Source organism: Micromonospora sp. RV43 (genome assembly GCF_001029515.1).
In the GTDB taxonomy this organism is placed as follows: domain Bacteria; phylum Actinomycetota; class Actinomycetes; order Mycobacteriales; family Micromonosporaceae; genus Micromonospora; species Micromonospora aurantiaca.
Genome location: NZ_LEKG01000190.1, coordinates 1 through 18,133, shown reverse-complemented (window position 1 = coordinate 18,133; position 18,133 = coordinate 1). Strand labels below are relative to the sequence as shown.

Here is an 18,133-nt window from a genome sequence, read left to right as displayed (position 1 = left end):
ATCTCTGACCTATCGACCCCGCCACCTCGGGGAGGTGGCGGGGTCGATAGGGGTGGGATGCAGCCACCTCGGCGAAGTGGGGTCGATCATGCGTGCGGGGCGTGCACCACCGGCCGGGACGGGCTCGCCGAGCCGGCGCGCGGCGCTCCCCGAGCTGGGCGAGTCCGGTGTCAGGTCACCGCGGGGCGGAATCGGGTGCCGGGTCACTCTGGGACGAATGCGGCGCCGGGTCACCGTGGGCCCCGCGATCCCGCGCGGGCCGTGCGCGCAGACCGCCCCGGGATCCCGTGAGGGCCGTGCGCGATCCCGCGCGGGCCGTGCGCGCAGACTGCCCCGCGATCCCGCGCGGGCCGTGCGCACAGAGCCCCCCGGGATCCCGTGAGGGCCGTGCGCGCAGGGCACCCCGAGATCCCGTGAGGGCCGGCGCGCGGAGCCCGGCCAACCCGCGGGATCGGAGCGGCCTGATCGGCGACCGGGCGGCCGGCGCCCTCTACGGTGGTTACCGCGGCCCGGTTCGCGCTGGATGGATCGCGGGCGCGTGCCGGCGGGCTCCGGCCGGACCGCCGACCGGACGACGAGGGGGATGCATGACCGAGGGCGCCGTCTCCCGGCCGGTGCGGATTCTGCTCGCCGACGACCAGCCGCTGCTGCGTACCGGATTCCGGATGGTGCTCGGCGCGGAGGACGACCTCGACGTGGTGGGTGAGGCCGGCGACGGCGTGGAGGCGGTGGAGCTGTCCCGGCGGCTGCTGCCCGACGTGGTGCTGATGGACATCCGGATGCCGCGCCTGGACGGAGTGGCCGCCACCCGGGCGATCGTGTCGGCCCGGCTGCCGGTCCGCGTGCTCGTGCTCACCACGTTCGAGCAGGACGAACACGTCGTCGGGTCGCTGCGGGCCGGGGCGGGCGGCTTCCTCACCAAGGACGTGCCGGCCGAGGACCTCGTCGCCGCGATCCGCACTGTGGCCGCCGGGGGCGCGGTGATGTCCCCACGCATCCTGCGCCGGCTGCTCGACCGCTTCGCCCAGGTGCTGCCGGACCCGGCCGCCGCGCCGGCGCGAGCGCTGGAGCCGCTGACCGACCGGGAGCGCGAGGTGCTCACCCACATGGCGCGTGGACTGTCCAACGCGGAGATCGCCCGGTTGCTGTCGGTCAGCGAGACCACTGTGAAAACCCATGTCGGTCATGTGCTGACGAAGCTACGGTTGCGCGACCGGGTCCAGGCGGTCGTGCTCGCGTACGAGACGGGCCTGGTCCGTCCCGGCGGCTGAGGTGGCGCGGGTCGCCTACCGTGACCAGCGGCGGGGCTGATGTGTTGACCATCACGCGGGGTCAGGCCCTGACGTCGGCGTCGCCTGCCGGTCAGGGGTCACCCTGAGCCCGGATGGGGGTCGACCCTCACCGGAAGATCGGCGCGGATTCCACCCCAGGTCGGAGGGCTTTCGGGCTCGCGACCCCGAGGATGGATTCCGCCGCACCGGCCAGCGGGGGCGGTGCGGCATGAGAACGACATACGGAAGAGGTAGATGACGTGACCGCGACGGTAGGCCGAGAGCAGGCCGCGGCCCGGGCGAACGACGTGTGGAAGGTGTACGGCAGCGGTGAGGCGCAGGTCGTCGCGCTGCGGGGGGTGACCGCCGAGTTCGAACGCGGCCGGTTCACCGCGATCATGGGGCCGTCCGGCTCCGGCAAGTCCACACTCATGCACTGCCTCGCCGGTCTGGACACGGTGACCAAGGGCACCGTGATGATCGGCGACACGACGGTGACCGGTCTCAACGACGCGGGTCTGACGAAGCTGCGCCGGGACAAGGTGGGCTTCATCTTCCAGCAGTTCAACCTGCTGCCCACGCTCACCGCGCAGGAGAACATCCTGCTGCCGCTGTCGATCGCCGGGCGCAAGCCCGACCCGGCCTGGTACGACACGGTGATCGACACGGTCGGGCTGCGGGAGCGGCTCGGGCACCGCCCGGCTCAGCTCTCCGGCGGCCAGCAGCAGCGCGTGGCGTGCGCCCGGGCGCTCGTCGCCCGCCCCGAGGTGATCTTCGCGGACGAGCCGACCGGCAACCTGGACTCCCGCTCCGGCGCCGAGGTGCTCAAGTTCCTGCGCAACTCGGTCCGCGAGCACGGCCAGACCATCGTCATGGTCACGCACGACCCGACCGCCGCCGCGTACGCCGACCGGGTGGTCTTCCTCGCCGACGGGCAGATCGTCTCGGAGCTGATCGAGCCGACCGCCGAGACGGTGCTGGACACGATGAAGAAGCTGGACGCCCCGGTCGAGGTGGGCAACTGATGCTGCGGGCAACGCTCAAGAGCCTGCTGGCGCGCAAGCTGCGCCTGCTGCTGTCCGGCCTGGCGGTGGTGCTCGGCGTCATGTTCGTCTCCGGCGCGTTCGTGCTCACCGACACGCTCGGGCGGTCCTTCGACGCGGTCTTCGCCGACGCGTACGCCGAGGTCGACGTCAGCGTCGAGGCGAAGCCGAAGATCGACGTCTCCACTACGGAGGGCATGCCGCTGAGCACCCCGATGCCGGCGTCGGTGCTCGACCGGATCAAGGCGGTGCCCGGCGTCGCCGACGCCGAGGGCGTGGTCGCCGCCGACGGCGCCCGCATGATCGGCAGCAACGGCAAGGTGGCCACCTCGTTCGGTCCGCCGCAGCTGGGCCAGAACTGGCTCGGTGAGAGCGACCTGGTGGAGATCCGCGAGGGCCGCGCGCCGCAGGCCGACGACGAGATCGTGATCAACACCGCGCTGGCCGAGGCGGGCAAGGTCAAGGTCGGCGACCGGGTCGGCGTGCTGACGCTCGCCCCGAAGAAGGAGTTCACGCTCGTCGGCGTGTTCGGCTACAGCGGCGGCCGGGACTCGATCGGTGGCGCCAACGAGGTCTACTTCACCACCCCGGTGGCGCAGCAGCTGATGCTGGGCAAGCCGGACGTGTTCAGCAACGTCAGCGTCCAGGCCGCCGACGGCACCACGCCGGCCGCGCTGCGCGACGAGCTGGCCCGCACGCTGGGCGCCGACTACCAGGTCAAGACCGGCGAGCAGCTCGCCGCCGACGCCTCGGCCGGCCTCAAGGAGGGGCTGTCGTTCTTCAACAAGATCCTCCTCGGGTTCGCCGCGGTGGCGCTGCTGGTCGGCACGTTCCTGATCCTCAACACGTTCTCGATCATCGTGGCCCAGCGCACCCGTGAGCTGGCCCTGATGCGCGCGATCGGGGCCAGCGGCAAGCAGGTCATCGGCTCGGTGGTGCTGGAGGCGCTCGCGGTCGGCCTGATCGCCTCGGTGCTGGGGCTCGCCGCCGGCATCGGCGTGGGCGCGCTGCTGGCGTACCTGTTCGGTCAGCTCGCCGGGGGTCTCACCCTGGCCGGGCTGGGTGTGCCGGCCTCGGCGGTGATCGGCGCGTTCGCGGTCGGCATGCTGATCACGGTGATCGCCGCGCTGCTGCCGGCGGTGAGCCCCAGCNCGCCGCGCTGCTGCCGGCGGTGCGCGCCTCGCGCATCCCGCCGATCGCCGCGATGCAGGACGTCGCCACGCCGGACCGGCCGCTCACCAAGGTCACCATCGGTGGCGCGGTGGTCACCGGCATCGGCGCGGTACTGCTGTTCCTCGGTCTCGGCGGGCACGCCGGCGACAGCACCCTGGCGACCATCCTCGGCGGCGTGCTGTTCGCGTTCATCGGCGTGGCGCTGCTGACGCCGATCATCAGCCGGCCGGTGGTCTCGCTGCTCGGCGCGATCTTCTCCTGGTCGGTGCCGGGCAAGCTGGGCCGGCTCAACTCGGGCCGCAACCCGCGCCGCACCGCGATCACCGCCGCCGCGCTGATGGTGGGCATCGCCCTGGTCACCGGCGTGACGGTGATCCTGGACTCGGCAAAGGGCAGCATCGGCGCGCTGGCCGAGGACACCATCAAGGCGGAACTGGTGATCTCCGGGGCGTCGTCCGGGCCGCGCCCGGCGAGCTTCGACCCGGCGGTGCTGGAGAAGGCCGCCGCGATCCCGGGCGTCCAGATGGTCGACGGCGAGTACGGCGACATGGCAGTGGTCGGCGGCGAGCGGACCTGGGTGGCCGTGTCGAGCAACGTGGCCGCGCTCCAGCAGATCTTCGGGGCGAAGGCCACCGCCGGTGACATCAGCAAGCTGGCGCCGGACCAGATGCTGGTCAGCTCGGACACCGCGAAGGCACGCAACCTCAGCGTCGGTTCGACGGTGCCGGTGCAGCTGTCCCGCGGCGAGGCCCGCACCTACACGGTCAGCGGCATCTACGAGAGCTCGCAGCTGACCAACCCGGTGACGCTGCCGCCGCAGGCCGCCGCGGACTTCGCCATCCCGCAGCCGATCCAGGGTTTCCTGCAGCTCGCCCCCGGCACGTCGGTGGACGCGGTGCAGCCGCAGGTCGAGCGGTTGCTGGCGGACAGCCCCGAGGTGTCGGTGGCCGACCGGGCCGCGTTCATCGAGCAGCAGACCGGCCAGCTGGACTCCCTGCTCCAGATGATCCAGATCCTGCTGGCGCTGGCCATCGTGATCGCGGTGCTGGGCATCATCAACACGCTCGCGCTGTCGGTGCTGGAACGGACCCGGGAGCTGGGCCTGCTGCGGGCGATCGGCCTGCGCCGCGCCCAGACCATGCGCATGATCACGGTCGAGGCGGTGGTGATCTCCATCTTCGGCGCACTGCTCGGCGTGGTGGTCGGCACGGGTCTCGGCGCGGCGGTGGTCGAGGCGCTCAAGGACGAGGGCATCACCGACCTGGTCCTGCCGTGGGGTCAGATGGTGACGTTCCTGATCCTGGCCGCGATCATCGGCGTGGTCGCCGCCGTGCTGCCGGCGATCCGGGCCGCGCGGATCAACGTCCTGGGCGCCATCGCCCACGACTGACGTGAAAGGAAGGGCCCCTTCTTAACGCCTCGCGCATAAGAAGGGGCCCTTCTTAACGATTGAGCAGGGCCGCGAGCAGCTCCAGGTCCGCCGCGAGCAGGCTCTCCAGCTGGTGTACGCCGTCGGCGGGCGCCAGCGGCACCTCGGCCGGTACGGCCAGCACCGCCGCCCCGGCGGCGAGCGCGCTGGCCACCCCGGTCGGTGAGTCCTCGATCGCCACGCACCGCTCGACCGGCACGCCCAGCAGACGCGCGGCGGTCAGGTACGGCTCCGGGTGCGGCTTCGCCGAGTCCACCTCGTCGCCGCAGACCACCGCGTCGAAGCTGTCCCGCCCCAGCGTGTCCAGGGCCACCTCGACCAGGGACCGGCCGCTGGAGGTGACCAGCGCGGTGGGGATGCCGGCGTCCCGTACCGCCCGCAGCAGCGCCAGCGCGCCCGGACGCCACCGCAGCCCGGTGCGGAACAGGTCCAGGATCCGGGCGCTGATCCAGTCGGCGCTTTCCTGCACGTCCCGCTCCGGCTGGCCCAGGTCGTCGTGCACGATCCGCATCGCGTCGGCCATCCCGGTGCCGACGATCGCGCGGCGGGCGTCCTCGGACAGGACACCGCCGTACACGGCGGCCAGTTCCTGCAAGGCGACGTCCCACAGTTTCTCGCTGTCGACCAGGGTGCCGTCCATGTCGAAGAGCACGGCGGCGGGGTGCTTGCTGCTCAGCGGGGGCCTCCTTCGATACGCGTACCCCGCCGATCCTGCCAGCCGCGTCCGGTGCGCCCGTCACCGTCCCCGATCGGGGTGACCCGCGGCATCAGCCGAGGCCGCAGGCGCCGAGCGACTTCTCGTACCCCCGGAAGAACGACTCGCTGCGCTGCTCGGCGGTGCCGTGCGAACCCTCGGCGAACCAGGGCTGGTCCGGGTCGTCGCCGACCGCCAGCAGCCCTTCCCGGAACTCCTCCAGGTCACCGTCCTCCAGTTCCAGCGCCCCGGACCGCACGCTGTCACCGAGGTACGCCCCGGCCATGCAGTCGGCCTGCAACTCCTGCTGGATGGTGAAGTTGTAGCGGATGCCCAGCCGCACCTGCATGCCGTGGGCGTACTCGTGGCCGAGCAGGTAGAACAGGAACGCGTCGCCGATCTGCCGGAACGCCGCCACCGACCAGTTCACGTCGTAGGCGATGAAGTCGCCGGCCGAGCAGTAGACCGCGTTGTTGCGCGGCAGCCCCTGCCCGGCGCAGGCCACCTCGCCCTCGCGGCTGTAGGCCACCACCCGCCGGATCGGGGTGAACCGCTCACCGGAGGCGCGGAACTGCTCCGCCCAGTAGCGTTCGGCCAGCCGGACCGCGTCCTGGATGTCCTGCTTGAACTCGGCCACGCTCGTCGTGCCGTCCGCGCGGGTGGTCTGCGACTCGGGCTGCGCGCTGCGCGGGGGTGCGGGCTGCTGCGGCTCGCCCTGGTCGTAGCCACCGGCCATGCAGCCGGCCGCCACCAGCGCGGCCACCACCAGTCCGGCGATCGGCCCGCGCCCCTGACGTCCCGCCCTGTCCCCCACCGTGACCTCCCGGCTGTTCGTTCCCGTGTCCCGCAGCAGTACCCCCGGCGGCCGCCGGTGATGCTCACCGGCTCTCACGCACCGCCGCCGGGAATCGTTCACCGGTGCGCGGGAACGGTACGGTCGGCGTCGTGGACCGGTCGTACGCGGGAATCGTCTACTGGCGACGCAGCCTCTGGAACGGCATGCGGTGCGTACCGGTGCTGCTGACGCTCGACGAGGGCCGGCTGCGCGCCCGCGACCGGCGCGGCGCGGAGGTGTTCGCCGCGCCCGCCGGGCAGGTCGAGGCCCGGGGGACGATCGTCGGCACGATGCTGCTCACCGTCGGCGGCCACCGGTACGCCCTGGTCGGCGTGGGCGCCACCGTCTCACCGGCGCCGAGCGCGGAGCAGCGGCGGCGGTTGGATGAGTACACGGCCCGCGCCGAGCCTGTTCCCGACCTCGCGTCGTGGTGGGAGGTGCTGGCGGGGGCCGGCGTGACGGTGCGCTGACCGGCGCGGTCAGTCCAGGCCGCGCATGATGTGCGGCTCGCCGTCGTCGTCGCCGAAGCAGCGGTGCAGCACCTGGGCGCGCGCCCACAGGTCCAGGCTGCTCGGCGGTCCGACCGGTCCGGTTCCGGCGGGCGTGGTGGTCAGCACGGGAGCCGGTTCCGGCGGGACCTGCGACGTCACCTCGTCGGTCATGTCCGCCCCTTTCGTCGTACCCATGCTCGTCTGCGGGCGTTTCCGCCACGTCAACTCCGACGGCGCGGGCGTGGACGCGGCGCGCCTGACCTGCACCGGCCCGTACTCCGGTGACGGTAGCCCGCCGGGCCGTCGAGCACAGCCGTATTCCCGACGTCGCCGCAGGTCGCGGCCGGTGATCAGGCCCGCGCGTCGCGCCCGCCGCCCGGGCCGCAGGTGGCGCAGCAGGTGTCGCCGCGCCAGGCGTCGCGGCCCTCGCGGACCGCGACCACGGCGATCACCAGTGCGGCGACCGGGTCGGCCCAGGACCATCCGAACAGGCCGTTGAGGGCCAGCCCGACGAGCAGGACCACCGAGAGGTACGTGCACAGCAACGTCTGCTTCGAGTCGGCCACCGCCGACCGGGAGCCCAGTTCACGCCCGGCGCGCCGCTGCGCGGCCGACAGCACCGGCATCACGATCACCGAGAGCCCGGCGAGCACCAGCCCGACCGGTGAGTGCGCGGCCTCGGCGCCGCCGAGTAGCGCCCGGACCGCCTCGACTGAGACGTACGCGGCGAGCGCGAAGAACGACACCGCGATGACGCGCAGCGTGACCCGCTCCCGGGCCTGCGGATCCGGACCGGCGAACTGCCACGCCACCGCCGCCGCGGAGGCCACCTCGATGACCGAGTCCAGACCGAAACCGATCAGGGCGGTCGAGGACGCGACGGTACCGGCACCGATCGCCACCACCGCCTCGATCACGTTGTAGGTGATCGTCGCGGCGACCAGCAGGCGTACCCGGCGGGTGAGCAGCGCACGGCGGTCCGGCGCCGGGCCTGCGGGCGTGACGGGGATCAGCGGCAGGCTCATCAGCAGCATCCGTCCGCAGCGTCCGGGCAGGCGGCCGGGTCGACCGCGAGCACGACGCCGACCAGGTCGCCGAGCGCGTGGGCGAGGCGGGCGTCGGCCAGCTCGTACCGGGTGCGGCGACCCTCCAGCACGGCCACGACCAGGCCGCAGCCGCGCAGGCAGGCCAGGTGGTTGGACAGGTTCTGCCGGCTGGTGCCGAGCGCCTCGGCCAGCTCGGCCGGGTAGCCGGGCCCGTCGCGCAGGGCCAGCAGCAGCCGGGCACGCAGCGGGTCGGACAGCGCGTGACCGAAACGGGACAGCGCCTGGGAGTGGTGCAGCGTCCGCATGCCGTGACTGTACAGCGTCTGCTGTATTCAGGGAAGGATGAACCGGCGGTTGCATCCGGTACCCCGGTACGGGCTTACCGTCGAGACGTGACCGACGATTCCTGGGTGCCCGGCACCTGCACGCTGCCCACCGCCGAACGGCCGCTGCGGCTGGCCGAGTTCGACGGGCTGTTCCACGACGCGCTGCGCGGCGCCGACCGGCCGGCCGCCGGGCATCTGCGGCTGCACCTCGACAGCCGCGCCGAAGCGCTCGCCCGGGACCTGATCGCCCGCGAGTCCGCCTGCTGCTCCTTCTTCACCTTCGATCTCGCCGGCCCGGACGGCGACACGCTGACGCTCGACATCCGCGTTCCGGCGACCCGTGTCGCCGTACTCGATGCCCTGGCCCTGCGGGCCACGGCCGCGCGGGGCCGGTGATGGGCGAGCCGGAGCTGCGCAGCGGCCGGCTCGCCGACGCGGCCGGGGTCAACGTGCAGACGCTGCGCTACTACGAACGGCGCGGGCTGCTGCCCGCGCCCCGGCGGTCGCCGGGCGGTCATCGCCTCTACCCGGCCGAGACGGTCACCCTGCTGCGGGTGGTGAAGGCCGCGCAACGTCTCGGCTTCACCCTCGACGAGGTCGCCGGCCTGCTGGGCGCCGGCCGACGCGGCCGGAGCGCCGGCCTGCAGGGGCACGCGCGGCGGAAGCTCGCCGAGGTGGAACGGCGCCTGGCGGACCTCACCGTCGTCCGCGACACGCTCCGGGCCGCCGTCGCAGCCGGCTGCGACGACCCGGTCGAGTGCGCCGGCAGCGCCTGCTGCCCCCTGCCGTTCGCCGACCGCGCCGGGCCCGCCGACCGGGCCGCCCGGCCGGTCCCCGGCCCGGCATCGCTACGGTCTGACGCATGACGGTCGTGCGTTCCATCCTGCTGTTCCTGCTCGCCGCGCTCGCCGAGATCGGCGGCGCCTGGCTGGTGTGGCAGGGCTGGCGGGAGAACCGCGGGCTGCTCTGGATCGCCGCCGGGGTGATCGCGCTCGGCGCCTACGGGTTCGTGGCCACGTTCCAGCCGGACGCGAACTTCGGCCGCATCCTCGCCGCCTACGGCGGCGTCTTCGTCGCCGGGTCGCTCGCCTGGGGCATGGTGGTCGACAAGTTCCGGCCCGACCGCTACGACCTCGTCGGAGCGGCCATCTGCCTGGTCGGCGTCGCCGTCATCATGTACGCCCCGCGCGCGAGCTGACGTCGCGGTGATGAGTTTCCGCGCCCGTGCCCGTCACACCTGCGAAGGGACACGACGACGCGGAGGGATGACGTCATGGGTAGGGACACGCAGCTGCAGGAGCTGGGCGTGAGCGGTCTGGCTGAGGTCGACGAACCGGCGTTCACCGGGCTGGCGCAGCGGCACCGGCGGGAGCTGCACGTGCACTGCTACCGGATGCTCGGGTCGTTCGAGGACGCCGAGGACACCGTCCAGGAGACGTTCCTGCGGGCGTGGCGGCGGCGGGACACGTTCGCGGGACGGTCGACGTTCCGGGCCTGGCTGTACCGGATCGCCACCAACGCCTGCCTGGACCTGCTCGCCAGGTGCCGGCCCGAGCCGGCGACCGGCGGCGAGGTGCGGTGGCTCCAGCCGTACCCGGACCGGCTGCTCGACGAGCTGCCCGCCGCCGACGCGGACGAGCCGGAAACCGTAGCGGTGGCGCGGGAGACGATCGAGCTGGCGTACCTGGTCGCGGTGCAGCACCTGGCGCCGCGCCCGCGCGCAGTGCTGATCCTGCGGGACGTGCTCGGCTGGCCGGCCAAGGATGTCGCGGAACTCCTGGGCGAATCGGTCAACTCGGTGAACAGCGCCTTGCAGCGGGCTCGCGCGGGCATGCGCGAACACCTGCCCGCGCAACGGCAGGACTGGACCGGCGACGAGACGGACACCCGGACGCGCGAGCTGGTACGCCGCTTCACCGACGCCAGCATCGCCAAGGACGTCGACGGTCTCGCCGCCATGCTGCGCGACGACGTGCGCTGCTCGATGCCGCCCACCCCGGGCCTCCAGATCGGCCGCGACGCCGTGGTGAACGACTGGATCGCAGACGGTTTCGAGAGCCTCGGCAGCCTGCGAGCAGTGCCCACCGCCGTGAACCGGCAGCCCGCCGTCGCGTTCTACCTCTGGCAGGACAGCGACGGCGCGTACCTGCCGCTCACAGTCGACGCCCTGCGCATCACCGGCGGGGCCATCACCGAGATCGTCACGTTCCACGCCGACCAGTTCCCGCGGCTCGGGCTGCCCGAGCGCCTGCCGGCCGACCGCACGCCGTAGTGCCCGCGCGGACGCTCGCGCTGCCCGGCGGCGCGCGAGTTCCGGTCGTCGCGGCCCAGTGGCGTCACGCGTACGGCGTGGTCACGCGCGGCCGGGTGCAGCTGGAGCTGCGCGACGGCACCCCCGGGCCGGTCCTCGGCCGCGACGCCGGCTTCTGGCTGCGCGGCACCGGCGTACGCGCGCTGCGCAACCCCGGCCGTCGCACCGCGACCGTGCGGATCCTCACCCCTCACCTCGAAGCTCGGAGGAACGACATGATCAGCAGCACCGACACCGGCACCGTCTCGGGCCGTCCGCACGGCTTCCGGCGGCTCGCCGTCACCGGCCTGGTCGCCACGATCGCCGCGATGGCGGTCACCACGCTCGCGGCGGCGCTCGCCCGGACCGCCGGTGTGGACTTCGAGATCCCCGACGGCGGCGAGACGATCCCGTTGGGCGGGTTCGCCGTGGTGACCGGCTTCTTCTCGCTCGTGGGCGTCGTCATCGCCGCCGTCCTGCTGCGGTTCAGCGCCCACCCCGCGCGGCGGTTCGCGTGGACGGCGGTGTCCCTGACCGCGCTGTCGATGGTGCCGCCGTTGATCGCCGGGGGCGACGCAGCCACCACTGTCGCGCTGGTCGGGCTGCACCTGGTCGCGGCGGCGGTGATGATCCCCGCCCTGACGCGGAGCCTGCGCGCAGACCCTTCGCGAGGTGCCTGACGGCTACCGGGTCGTGGCTCCGCGACGGCGGAGGGCCACCTTGGTGCCGCCGAACGCGACGAGCCAGGGCAACACCAGGAAGCCGCCGCAACCGATGACGATCAGCCACAGCGTCTCACCCGGTTTTCCCTGGTGTTCCAGGCCGGGCCAGGTGAAGGCGCTGCCGAGCAGCGACAACGCGTAGAACAGGACGATCACGATCGCGGCGGCCGTACCGATCCGGCGGCTGAGCCCGATGCCCGCGGCGCAGAGAAACCCGAGCCCGGACATGACAAGGGGGACGAGGTACATACCGGACAGGACGACGAAGGTGTAGTACGTCGCACCGGGGTCGAGAGCCGGGTCCGCCAGCGGTGGCGGGCCGGCTCCGACCGCGTGGACGACAGCGGAGAGGGCGGAGTTCACCACTTCGGACTCCTCGCACCGGGACGCTCGCACGCCATCGAAATCGATCCCTCAGTCTGGCACCGGTCGAGCCGCCAGATCGACCGGGAGCCGCAGGCCCGACACAGAATGATGCGATCCACAGGATTCGATCGAGATCACTCGGGCACTTCGATACGGACCATACGCCGGGCGCCGCCAGTCGGCGCCCGGCGCCACGTACGACCGAGAGGTGACACCATGACCTTCCGCGCCAGGCTCGTCGGAGCCGCACTCGCCGGGACGCTCGCCGCCGGTGCATCGGCACTGGCCACGGCCTCCACGGCCAGCGCGCAGGCCGAACCCTGCGTTCAGCGCATCGCCGTGGTGAACAACGCCGCCTTCGTGATGTCCTTCAGTGTCGCGGCGAGCAACGGCTTGGAGACGGCGAACACCGACACCTACCCGATCAACCAGTCGCGGACGATCGATCTCACCACCACCGCGCTGCCGGTCGGGTCCGATGTGCGGCCGGTGGTGGACGCGGTGGCCGGAGCGCAACGGACCCCGAGCAGCTTCGTGTCGTACTGCGAGAACGGGCAGACCGCGACGTACTCGGTGACCGGGACGACGTACAACTACTCGGTCACGCTGATCGGCTGACCGACGCGTCGACCCTTCGGGGCGTCCGCCATCCCGGCGGGCGCCCCGCGCTCGTCGGGGCCGTACGAACAACAGGCGGGTGCCGCGACGGACGAGCCGTCCGATCACGCGTCGTCAGACCGAGTCACCGAACGCCAGGCGTCGAAGGCCCGTTCGAGGTCGGCCGTGTCCGCACCGGTGAAGACCGTTTCCAGGTACGCGCCGTCGGCACACATGACTCAGGTCATCGAGCAGTCTTCACTCGCCCGCCCTGATCGATTAGACCGCAGGGCAGGGCAGTAAGCGTGCTCACCTTGGCTACTTGGCGTTGAAGTAGTTCGCCTCCGGGTGGTGCACGACGATCGCGTCGGTGGCCTGCTCCGGCACCAACTGGAACTCCTCGGACAACTGCACCCCGATCCGCTCGGCGCCCAGCAACTCCACGATCTTCGCCCGGTCCTCCAGGTCCGGGCAGGCCGGGTAGCCGAACGCGTACCGGCAGCCCCGGTAGTCGGTGCGCAGCAGGCCGGCCAGATCGGCCGGGTCCTCGTCGGCCACAGTGCCGCCGCCGGGCAGCACCAGCTCGGCCCGGATCCGCCGGTGCCAGTACTCCGCCAGGGCCTCGGTGAGCTGCACGGACAGGCCGTGGACCTCCAGGTAGTCGCGGTATTCGTTGCCGGCGAACATCTTCGCCGTGTACTCGCTGATCGGCTGCCCCACGGTGACCAGCTGCAACGCCACCACGTCGAGCTGGTCGCCCTTGGGCCGGAAGAAGTCGGCCAGGCACAGGCGCCGCTCCTGCCGCTGTCGGGGGAAGGAGAACCGGGCTCGCTCGCTGTGCCCGTTCTCGTCCAGCACCACCAGGTCGTTGCCTTCGGAGTACGCGGGGAAGTAGCCGTACACGACGGCCGCCTCCAGCACCTGGTCGGAGATCAGGCGGTCCAGCCAGTACCGCAGCCGGGGCCGGCCCTCGGTCTCGACCAGTTCCTCGTACGACGGCCCCTTGCAGCCACGGGCGCCGCGCAGGCCCCACTGGCCCAGGAACGTGGCCCGCTCGTCGAGCAGTGCCGCGTAGTCGGCCAGCGGCACACCCTTGACGACGCGGGTGCCGAAGAACGGCGGCTTCGGCACCGTCACGTCCACCGCCACGTCGGAGCGGACCGACGCGTCGTCCAGTTCGGGCAGCGCCTCGCGCACCTGCGCCCGCTGCCGCTCGCGGCGCTCCCGGCGGGCCGCCAGTGCCGCCTCGCGCTCCGGGTCGACCATCGGCGCGCCGCCGCGCTTGGCCGCCATCACGCGGTCCATCAGGGACAGCCCTTCGAACGCGTCGCGGGCGTAGTGCACCTGGCCCGGGTAGATCGACCGCAGGTCGTCCTCCACGTACGCGCGGGTCAGCGCCGCGCCGCCGAGCAGCACCGGCCAGCGTTCGGCCACGCCGCGGGAGGCCATCTCGGCCAGGTTCTCCTTCATGATGACTGTGCTCTTGACCAGCAGGCCGGACATGCCGATCGCGTCGGCCCGGTGTTCCTCGGCGGCGTCGAGGATCGCGTTGATCGGCTGCTTGATGCCGATGTTGACCACGTCGTAGCCGTTGTTGGACAGGATGATGTCGACCAGGTTCTTGCCGATGTCGTGCACATCGCCCTTCACCGTGGCGAGCACGATCCGGCCCTTGCCGTCGTCGTCGGTCTTCTCCATGTGCGGCTCCAGGTAGGCCACCGCGGTCTTCATCACCTCGGCGGACTGGAGCACGAACGGCAACTGCATCTGGCCGGAGCCGAACAGCTCGCCGACCACCTTCATGCCGTCCAGCAGCAGGTCGTTGATGATGGACAGCGGCGTACGCCCCTGCGCCATCGCGGTGTCCAGGTCGGCCTCCAGGCCGTTGCGCTCGCCGTCGATGATCCGCCGCTTGAGCCGCTCGTCCAGCGGCAGCGCGGCCAGTTCCTCGGCCCGGGTGGCGCGCGCCGACGCCGCGTCCACGCCCTCGAACGCCTCGATGAACCGCTGCACCGGGTCGTAGCCCTCGCGGCGGCGGTCATACACCAGGTCGAGCGCCACCTCGCGCTGCTCGTCCGGGATCCGTGCCATCGGCAGGATCTTGCTGGCGTGCACGATCGCCGAGGTCAGCCCGGCCTGGGCGCACTCGTGCAGGAAGACCGAGTTGAGCACCTGCCGGGCCGCCGGATTGAGGCCGAACGAGACGTTCGAGATCCCGGCGGTGAAGTTGACCCCCGGGTAACGCGCGGCGATCTCCCGGATTGCCTCGATCGTCTCGATGCCGTCGCGGCGGGTCTCCTCCTGCCCGGTGGCGATCGGGAACGTCAGCGCGTCGATGAGGATGTCCTCCCGGCGCATCCCCCACCGGCCGGTCAGGTCGTCGATCAGCCGGCAGGCCACCCGTACCTTCCACTCGCGGGTGCGGGCCTGGCCCTCCTCGTCGATGAGCAGCGCCACGACGGCGGCGCCGTGCTCCCTGACCACCGGCATGATCCGCGCGTAGCGGGACTCGGGACCGTCGCCGTCCTCGAAGTTCACCGAGTTGACCACGCACCGGCCGCCCAGCATCTCCAGCCCGGCCTCGATCACCGCCGGTTCGGTGGAGTCCAGCACGATCGGCAGCGTCGAGGCGGTCGCGAAGCGGCCGGCCAGCTCCCGCATGTCCTGCGTACCGTCACGGCCCACGTAGTCGACGCAGAGGTCCAGCAGGTGCGAGCCGTCCCGGGCCTGGCTACGGGCGACCTCCACGCAGGCCTGCCAGTCCCCGGCGAGCATGGACTCGCGGAACGCCTTCGAGCCGTTGGCGTTGGTCCGCTCCCCCACCATCAGGATGCTGGCGTCCTGGGCGAACGGCACGTGGTGGTAGATCGAGGAGACCCCGGCCTCCGGCTTCGGCTCCCGCGCCACCGGCGCCCGCCCGCCGAGTCGCTCCACCAGCACCCGGATGTGCTCCGGGGTGGTGCCGCAGCAGCCGCCGATCAGGGCCACGCCGTAGTCGGTGACGAACTGCTCCAGCGCGTCGGCCAGCTCGTCCGGGCTGAGCGGGAAGTACGCGCCGTCGGCGGTCAGCACCGGCAGGCCCGCGTTCGGCATCACCGAGATCGGGATACGCGAGTGCTGCGCCAGGTAGCGCAGGTGCTCGCCCATCTCGGCCGGGCCGGTGGAGCAGTTCAGCCCGATCAGGTCGACGCCCAGCGGCTCGATCGCTGTCAGCGCGGCGCCGATCTCGCTGCCGAGCAGCATGGTGCCTGTCGTCTCCACCGCGACCTGGCAGATGATCGGGACGTCCCGGCCGGCCTCGGCGCGCGCCCGCTTCGACCCGACCACCGCCGCCTTGACCTGGAGCAGGTCCTGGCAGGTCTCGATGATCAGCGCGTCCGCTCCGCCGGCGATCAGGCCGGCGGCGTTCTCCTGGTACGCGTCGCGCAGCGAGGCGTAGCTCGCGTGGCCGAGAGTGGGCAGCTTGGTGCCCGGACCCATCGAGCCGAGCACGAACCGGGGATGCTCCTCCGTCGCGTACTCGTCGGCGGCCTCCCGCGCGATCCGCGCGCCCGCCTCGGACAGCTCCCGGATGCGGCCGGGGATGCCGTACTCGGCGAGGTTGGGCAGGTTCGCGCCGAACGTGTTGGTCTCCACGCAGTCGGCGCCCGCGGCCAGGTAGGCGTCGTGCACGCCGCGGACCACGTCCGGGCGGGTCACGTTGAGGATCTCGTTGCAGCCTTCCAGGCCGTCGAAGTCGTCGAGGGTGAGGTCGGCGGCCTGGAGCATCGTCCCCATCGCGCCGTCCGCGATCAGGATCCGATCGGCCAGCAGGTCACGCAACGAAATAGGCACATGCCCCAGGTTAGTGCGCCCGAGTGCGGCAGAGTCACCCGAACCGGGCCTTCCCACATTCTGCCCACCGGGGCCGGCGTACACCTTTCCGCCGGTTCGCCCGAGTGGTCCGGCCCGGCGACCGGCGCGGCCGACGGGCCGGGCCCGTCGGCGGCACGTAGGCTGACGGACGTGAAGGACAACTGGGGTGCGACCGTGCGACGGGGCGGCGCCGCGCCCGACGAGCAGGGTGAGGTGACGGCGTGACCGAGTTCGACGGGCTGCCGGTACTGCGCTCGCCGGTCGCCATCGCGGCCTTCGAGGGCTGGAACGACGCCGCCGACGCCTCCACCGCCGCCGTGGAACACCTGGAACAGGTCTGGCAGGCCCGGGAGGTGACCGAGCTGGACCCGGAGGACTTCTACGACTTCCAGGTGAGCCGCCCGACGATCACCATGGCCGACGGGGAGACCCGGCGCGTCGAGTGGCCCACCACGCGCTTCATGGTGGCCAGCCCGGAGGGCACCGAGCGCGACGTGGTGCTGATCCGCGGGATCGAGCCGAGCATGCGCTGGCGTACGTTCTGCGAGCAGGTGCTGGAGATCTGCCACAGCCTGGAGGTCGAGCGGGTGGTGCTGCTCGGCGCGTTGCTGGCCGACGTGCCGTACACCCGGCCGCTGCCGATCAGCGGCAGCGCGTCGGACGCCGACGCGGCCAAGCGCTACCAGCTCACCCCCACCCGGTACGACGGGCCGACGGGCATCGTCGGCGTGCTGCACGACGCCTGCACCCGGGCCGAGGTCGACGCGGTGTCGTTCTGGGTGCACGTGCCGCACTACGCCAACAACCCGCCCTGCCCGAAGGCCACCCTCGCCCTGCTGCACCGGGTCGAGGAGGTGCTCGACCTGCCGGTGCCGATGGCCGACCTGGCCGAGGAGGCAGCCGAGTGGGAGCAGCGGGTGCGCAGCGCCGCCGAGCAGGACGCCGAACTCGGCGAGTACGTCCGTGAGCTGGAGGAACGGGTCGGCGACGCCGGCATCACCCCGTTGACCGGGGACGAGATCGCCCAGGAGTTCGAGAAGTACCTGCGCCGCCGCGGCGGTTCCGCCGGGCCCACAGCGGGTTCCTGGTAGCACCCTTCCGTCGAAGCCGGGCCCCCCTGCCGGGGCCCGGCTTCTTCGTGTCCGGGGTGGCGCCGTCACACCCGCTAGGGCATCCTAGGAACCTAGCTGTTGTGAGGAGGCGGGCATGCAGATCAACCCCGGCGCGGCCGAGTTCCCGCACCGGCAGATCGCCGCGCAGCTCAAGGCCCAGGTGCGCCGCGGCGACTGGGGGCCGGGCGAGCGGCTGCCGTCCATCCCGGCCATCGCCGAGATGTTCGGCGTCGCCAAGCAGACCGTGCAGCGCGCCGTCGACCAGCTGCGGGTCGAGGGCATCCTGATCACCAAACCCGGCTCCGGTACGTACGTCCGGGGCACCCGGCGCCGCCTCAACCGCCTGTCCCGGGGCCGGTACGGCGGCTTTCGCGGCTACCACACCGACCTGGCCGCCCGGTACCGCCAGCAGCTCGTCTCCGTCGGCCGCTCCCCCGCCCCGTCCGAGGTGGCCGACGCGTTCGGCGTCGCCGACGGCACCGAGCTGCTCTGCCGGCGGCACCTGGTACGCACCGACGACTCCCCGGTCGAGGTCGGCGCGTCCTGGTTCCTGCCCGCCGACACCGCCGGCACGTCACTGGAGCGGGCCGAGGCATTCGGCCGGCCGCTGTACCAGGAGGCGGAGGAGGTCACCGGCCGGCGGTACGTCACCGCCACCGACACGATCAGCGCCCGCCAGCCCAGCCGGGAGGAGGCGGAGATCCTCCAGATCCGCCCGGACACGCCGGTGCTGCACCTGCTGCACGTCGCCTACGACGAGCGGCACAAGCCGATCGAGGTCGCCCAGGCCACCTGGCCCGGCCCGATGACCACGTTGACCGAGGAGTACAAGATCCCCGCCCCCGCTCCCGACCAGGACCCCGACCCCGGCCTGGTCCTGGGC

Annotated in this window: 19 protein-coding genes and 1 pseudogene; 13 read left to right on the top strand and 7 right to left on the bottom strand. The window is 72.4% G+C overall.

All coding sequences use genetic code 11. The annotated features are described in order from the left end of the window. The first annotated feature begins 587 nt into the window (after nt 1-587). The 4 genes and pseudogenes from ABD52_RS31755 to ABD52_RS41150 all read left to right on the top strand — a co-directional run. Nucleotides 588-1,271: a response regulator transcription factor gene (locus tag ABD52_RS31755; RefSeq protein WP_013286098.1), complete on the top strand. Its 684-nt coding sequence runs from the start codon at nt 588-590 to the stop codon at nt 1,269-1,271. Nucleotides 1,272-1,531: 260 nt separating this feature from the next. Further along, complete coding sequence (locus ABD52_RS31750) at nt 1,532-2,296, top strand: ABC transporter ATP-binding protein (RefSeq protein WP_013476954.1); 765 nt, start codon at nt 1,532-1,534, stop codon at nt 2,294-2,296. Next, nucleotides 2,296-3,465: pseudogene (locus ABD52_RS41155) on the top strand (ABC transporter permease); the annotation flags it as partial. The gene ABD52_RS31750 and the pseudogene ABD52_RS41155, both read left to right, overlap by 1 nt. A gap of 1 nt (nt 3,466) precedes the next feature. Further along, a partial coding sequence (locus ABD52_RS41150; protein ID WP_235437618.1) for an FtsX-like permease family protein occupies nt 3,467-4,877 on the top strand: 1,411 nt, incomplete at its 5' end. A 52-nt stretch (nt 4,878-4,929) separates the two neighbouring features. On the opposite strand, the gene ABD52_RS31740 is transcribed toward ABD52_RS41150, so the two are convergent. Then, the gene (locus ABD52_RS31740; RefSeq protein ID WP_041784297.1) at nt 4,930-5,568 is read right to left on the bottom strand and encodes an HAD family phosphatase; all 639 of its coding nucleotides are present in this window, start codon (nt 5,566-5,568) and stop codon (nt 4,930-4,932) included. Nucleotides 5,569-5,683: 115 nt separating this feature from the next. Next, nucleotides 5,684-6,424, bottom strand: coding sequence for a neutral zinc metallopeptidase (locus ABD52_RS31735; protein ID WP_013286095.1), 741 nt, complete (start codon nt 6,422-6,424; stop codon nt 5,684-5,686). Between the two features lie 104 nt (nt 6,425-6,528). On the opposite strand from ABD52_RS31735, the gene ABD52_RS31730 reads away from it, so the two are divergent. Beyond that, nucleotides 6,529-6,915 carry a hypothetical protein gene (locus ABD52_RS31730; protein WP_013476958.1) on the top strand — a complete coding sequence of 129 codons (387 nt, stop codon included), beginning with the start codon at nt 6,529-6,531 and terminating at the stop codon, nt 6,913-6,915. Between the two features lie 9 nt (nt 6,916-6,924). Here the strand turns inward: ABD52_RS31730 and ABD52_RS31725 are convergent, their stop codons facing one another. The 3 genes from ABD52_RS31725 to ABD52_RS31715 all read right to left on the bottom strand — a co-directional run bounded on the left by ABD52_RS31725 (nt 6,925) and on the right by ABD52_RS31715 (nt 8,287). Next, nucleotides 6,925-7,107 (bottom strand): hypothetical protein, encoded by a 183-nt coding sequence (locus ABD52_RS31725; protein ID WP_013286093.1) that lies wholly within the window; start codon nt 7,105-7,107, stop codon nt 6,925-6,927. 179 nt (nt 7,108-7,286) lie between these two features. Next, the gene (locus ABD52_RS31720; protein ID WP_013476960.1) at nt 7,287-7,961 is read right to left on the bottom strand and encodes a cation transporter; all 675 of its coding nucleotides are present in this window, start codon (nt 7,959-7,961) and stop codon (nt 7,287-7,289) included. Continuing rightward, nucleotides 7,961-8,287, bottom strand: a complete 327-nt coding sequence (locus ABD52_RS31715) for a helix-turn-helix transcriptional regulator (RefSeq protein WP_047894170.1) — start codon at nt 8,285-8,287, stop codon at nt 7,961-7,963. Before ABD52_RS31715 ends, ABD52_RS31720 begins: the two co-directional genes overlap by 1 nt. 87 nt (nt 8,288-8,374) lie before the next feature. Here ABD52_RS31715 and ABD52_RS31710 point away from each other — a divergent pair, with 87 nt between their 5' ends. The 5 genes from ABD52_RS31710 (at nt 8,375) to ABD52_RS31690 (ending at nt 11,278) form a co-directional block, all read left to right on the top strand. Continuing rightward, on the top strand, nt 8,375-8,704 hold the full coding sequence (locus tag ABD52_RS31710) for a hypothetical protein (protein ID WP_047894169.1): 330 nt from the start codon (nt 8,375-8,377) through the stop codon (nt 8,702-8,704). After that, a complete protein-coding gene (locus ABD52_RS31705; protein WP_047894171.1) occupies nt 8,704-9,174 on the top strand; it encodes a MerR family transcriptional regulator in 471 nt (156 codons plus the stop codon). The genes ABD52_RS31710 and ABD52_RS31705 overlap by 1 nt, the downstream gene beginning before the upstream one ends. Next, the gene (locus tag ABD52_RS31700) at nt 9,171-9,506 is read left to right on the top strand and encodes a YnfA family protein (RefSeq protein ID WP_013286088.1); all 336 of its coding nucleotides are present in this window, start codon (nt 9,171-9,173) and stop codon (nt 9,504-9,506) included. Before ABD52_RS31705 ends, ABD52_RS31700 begins: the two co-directional genes overlap by 4 nt. A gap of 75 nt (nt 9,507-9,581) precedes the next feature. Further along, entirely contained in the window at nt 9,582-10,580 is a 999-nt protein-coding gene (locus ABD52_RS31695; RefSeq protein WP_047894168.1) for an RNA polymerase subunit sigma-70, read from the top strand. Next, the gene (locus ABD52_RS31690) at nt 10,580-11,278 is read left to right on the top strand and encodes a DUF6069 family protein (RefSeq protein WP_047894167.1); all 699 of its coding nucleotides are present in this window, start codon (nt 10,580-10,582) and stop codon (nt 11,276-11,278) included. The genes ABD52_RS31695 and ABD52_RS31690 overlap by 1 nt, the downstream gene beginning before the upstream one ends. A 3-nt stretch (nt 11,279-11,281) precedes the next feature. Here the strand turns inward: ABD52_RS31690 and ABD52_RS31685 are convergent, their stop codons facing one another. Then, entirely contained in the window at nt 11,282-11,686 is a 405-nt protein-coding gene (locus tag ABD52_RS31685) for a hypothetical protein (RefSeq protein ID WP_047894166.1), read from the bottom strand. 216 nt (nt 11,687-11,902) lie between these two features. Here ABD52_RS31685 and ABD52_RS31680 point away from each other — a divergent pair, with 216 nt between their 5' ends. Further along, nucleotides 11,903-12,304: a hypothetical protein gene (locus tag ABD52_RS31680; RefSeq protein ID WP_047894165.1), complete on the top strand. Its 402-nt coding sequence runs from the start codon at nt 11,903-11,905 to the stop codon at nt 12,302-12,304. Between the two features lie 297 nt (nt 12,305-12,601). Here the strand turns inward: ABD52_RS31680 and metH are convergent, their stop codons facing one another. Further along, nucleotides 12,602-16,117: a methionine synthase gene (metH, locus tag ABD52_RS31675; protein ID WP_200905271.1), complete on the bottom strand. Its 3,516-nt coding sequence runs from the start codon at nt 16,115-16,117 to the stop codon at nt 12,602-12,604. Between the two features lie 242 nt (nt 16,118-16,359). Here metH and ABD52_RS31670 point away from each other — a divergent pair, with 242 nt between their 5' ends. Together ABD52_RS31670 and ABD52_RS31665 are read left to right on the top strand one after the other, a co-directional pair. Continuing rightward, on the top strand, nt 16,360-17,229 hold the full coding sequence (locus ABD52_RS31670) for a PAC2 family protein (RefSeq protein ID WP_013286081.1): 870 nt from the start codon (nt 16,360-16,362) through the stop codon (nt 17,227-17,229). A gap of 115 nt (nt 17,230-17,344) precedes the next feature. Continuing rightward, nucleotides 17,345-18,133 (top strand): GntR family transcriptional regulator (locus ABD52_RS31665; protein WP_013286080.1); only part of this gene is annotated, 789 nt, incomplete at its 3' end.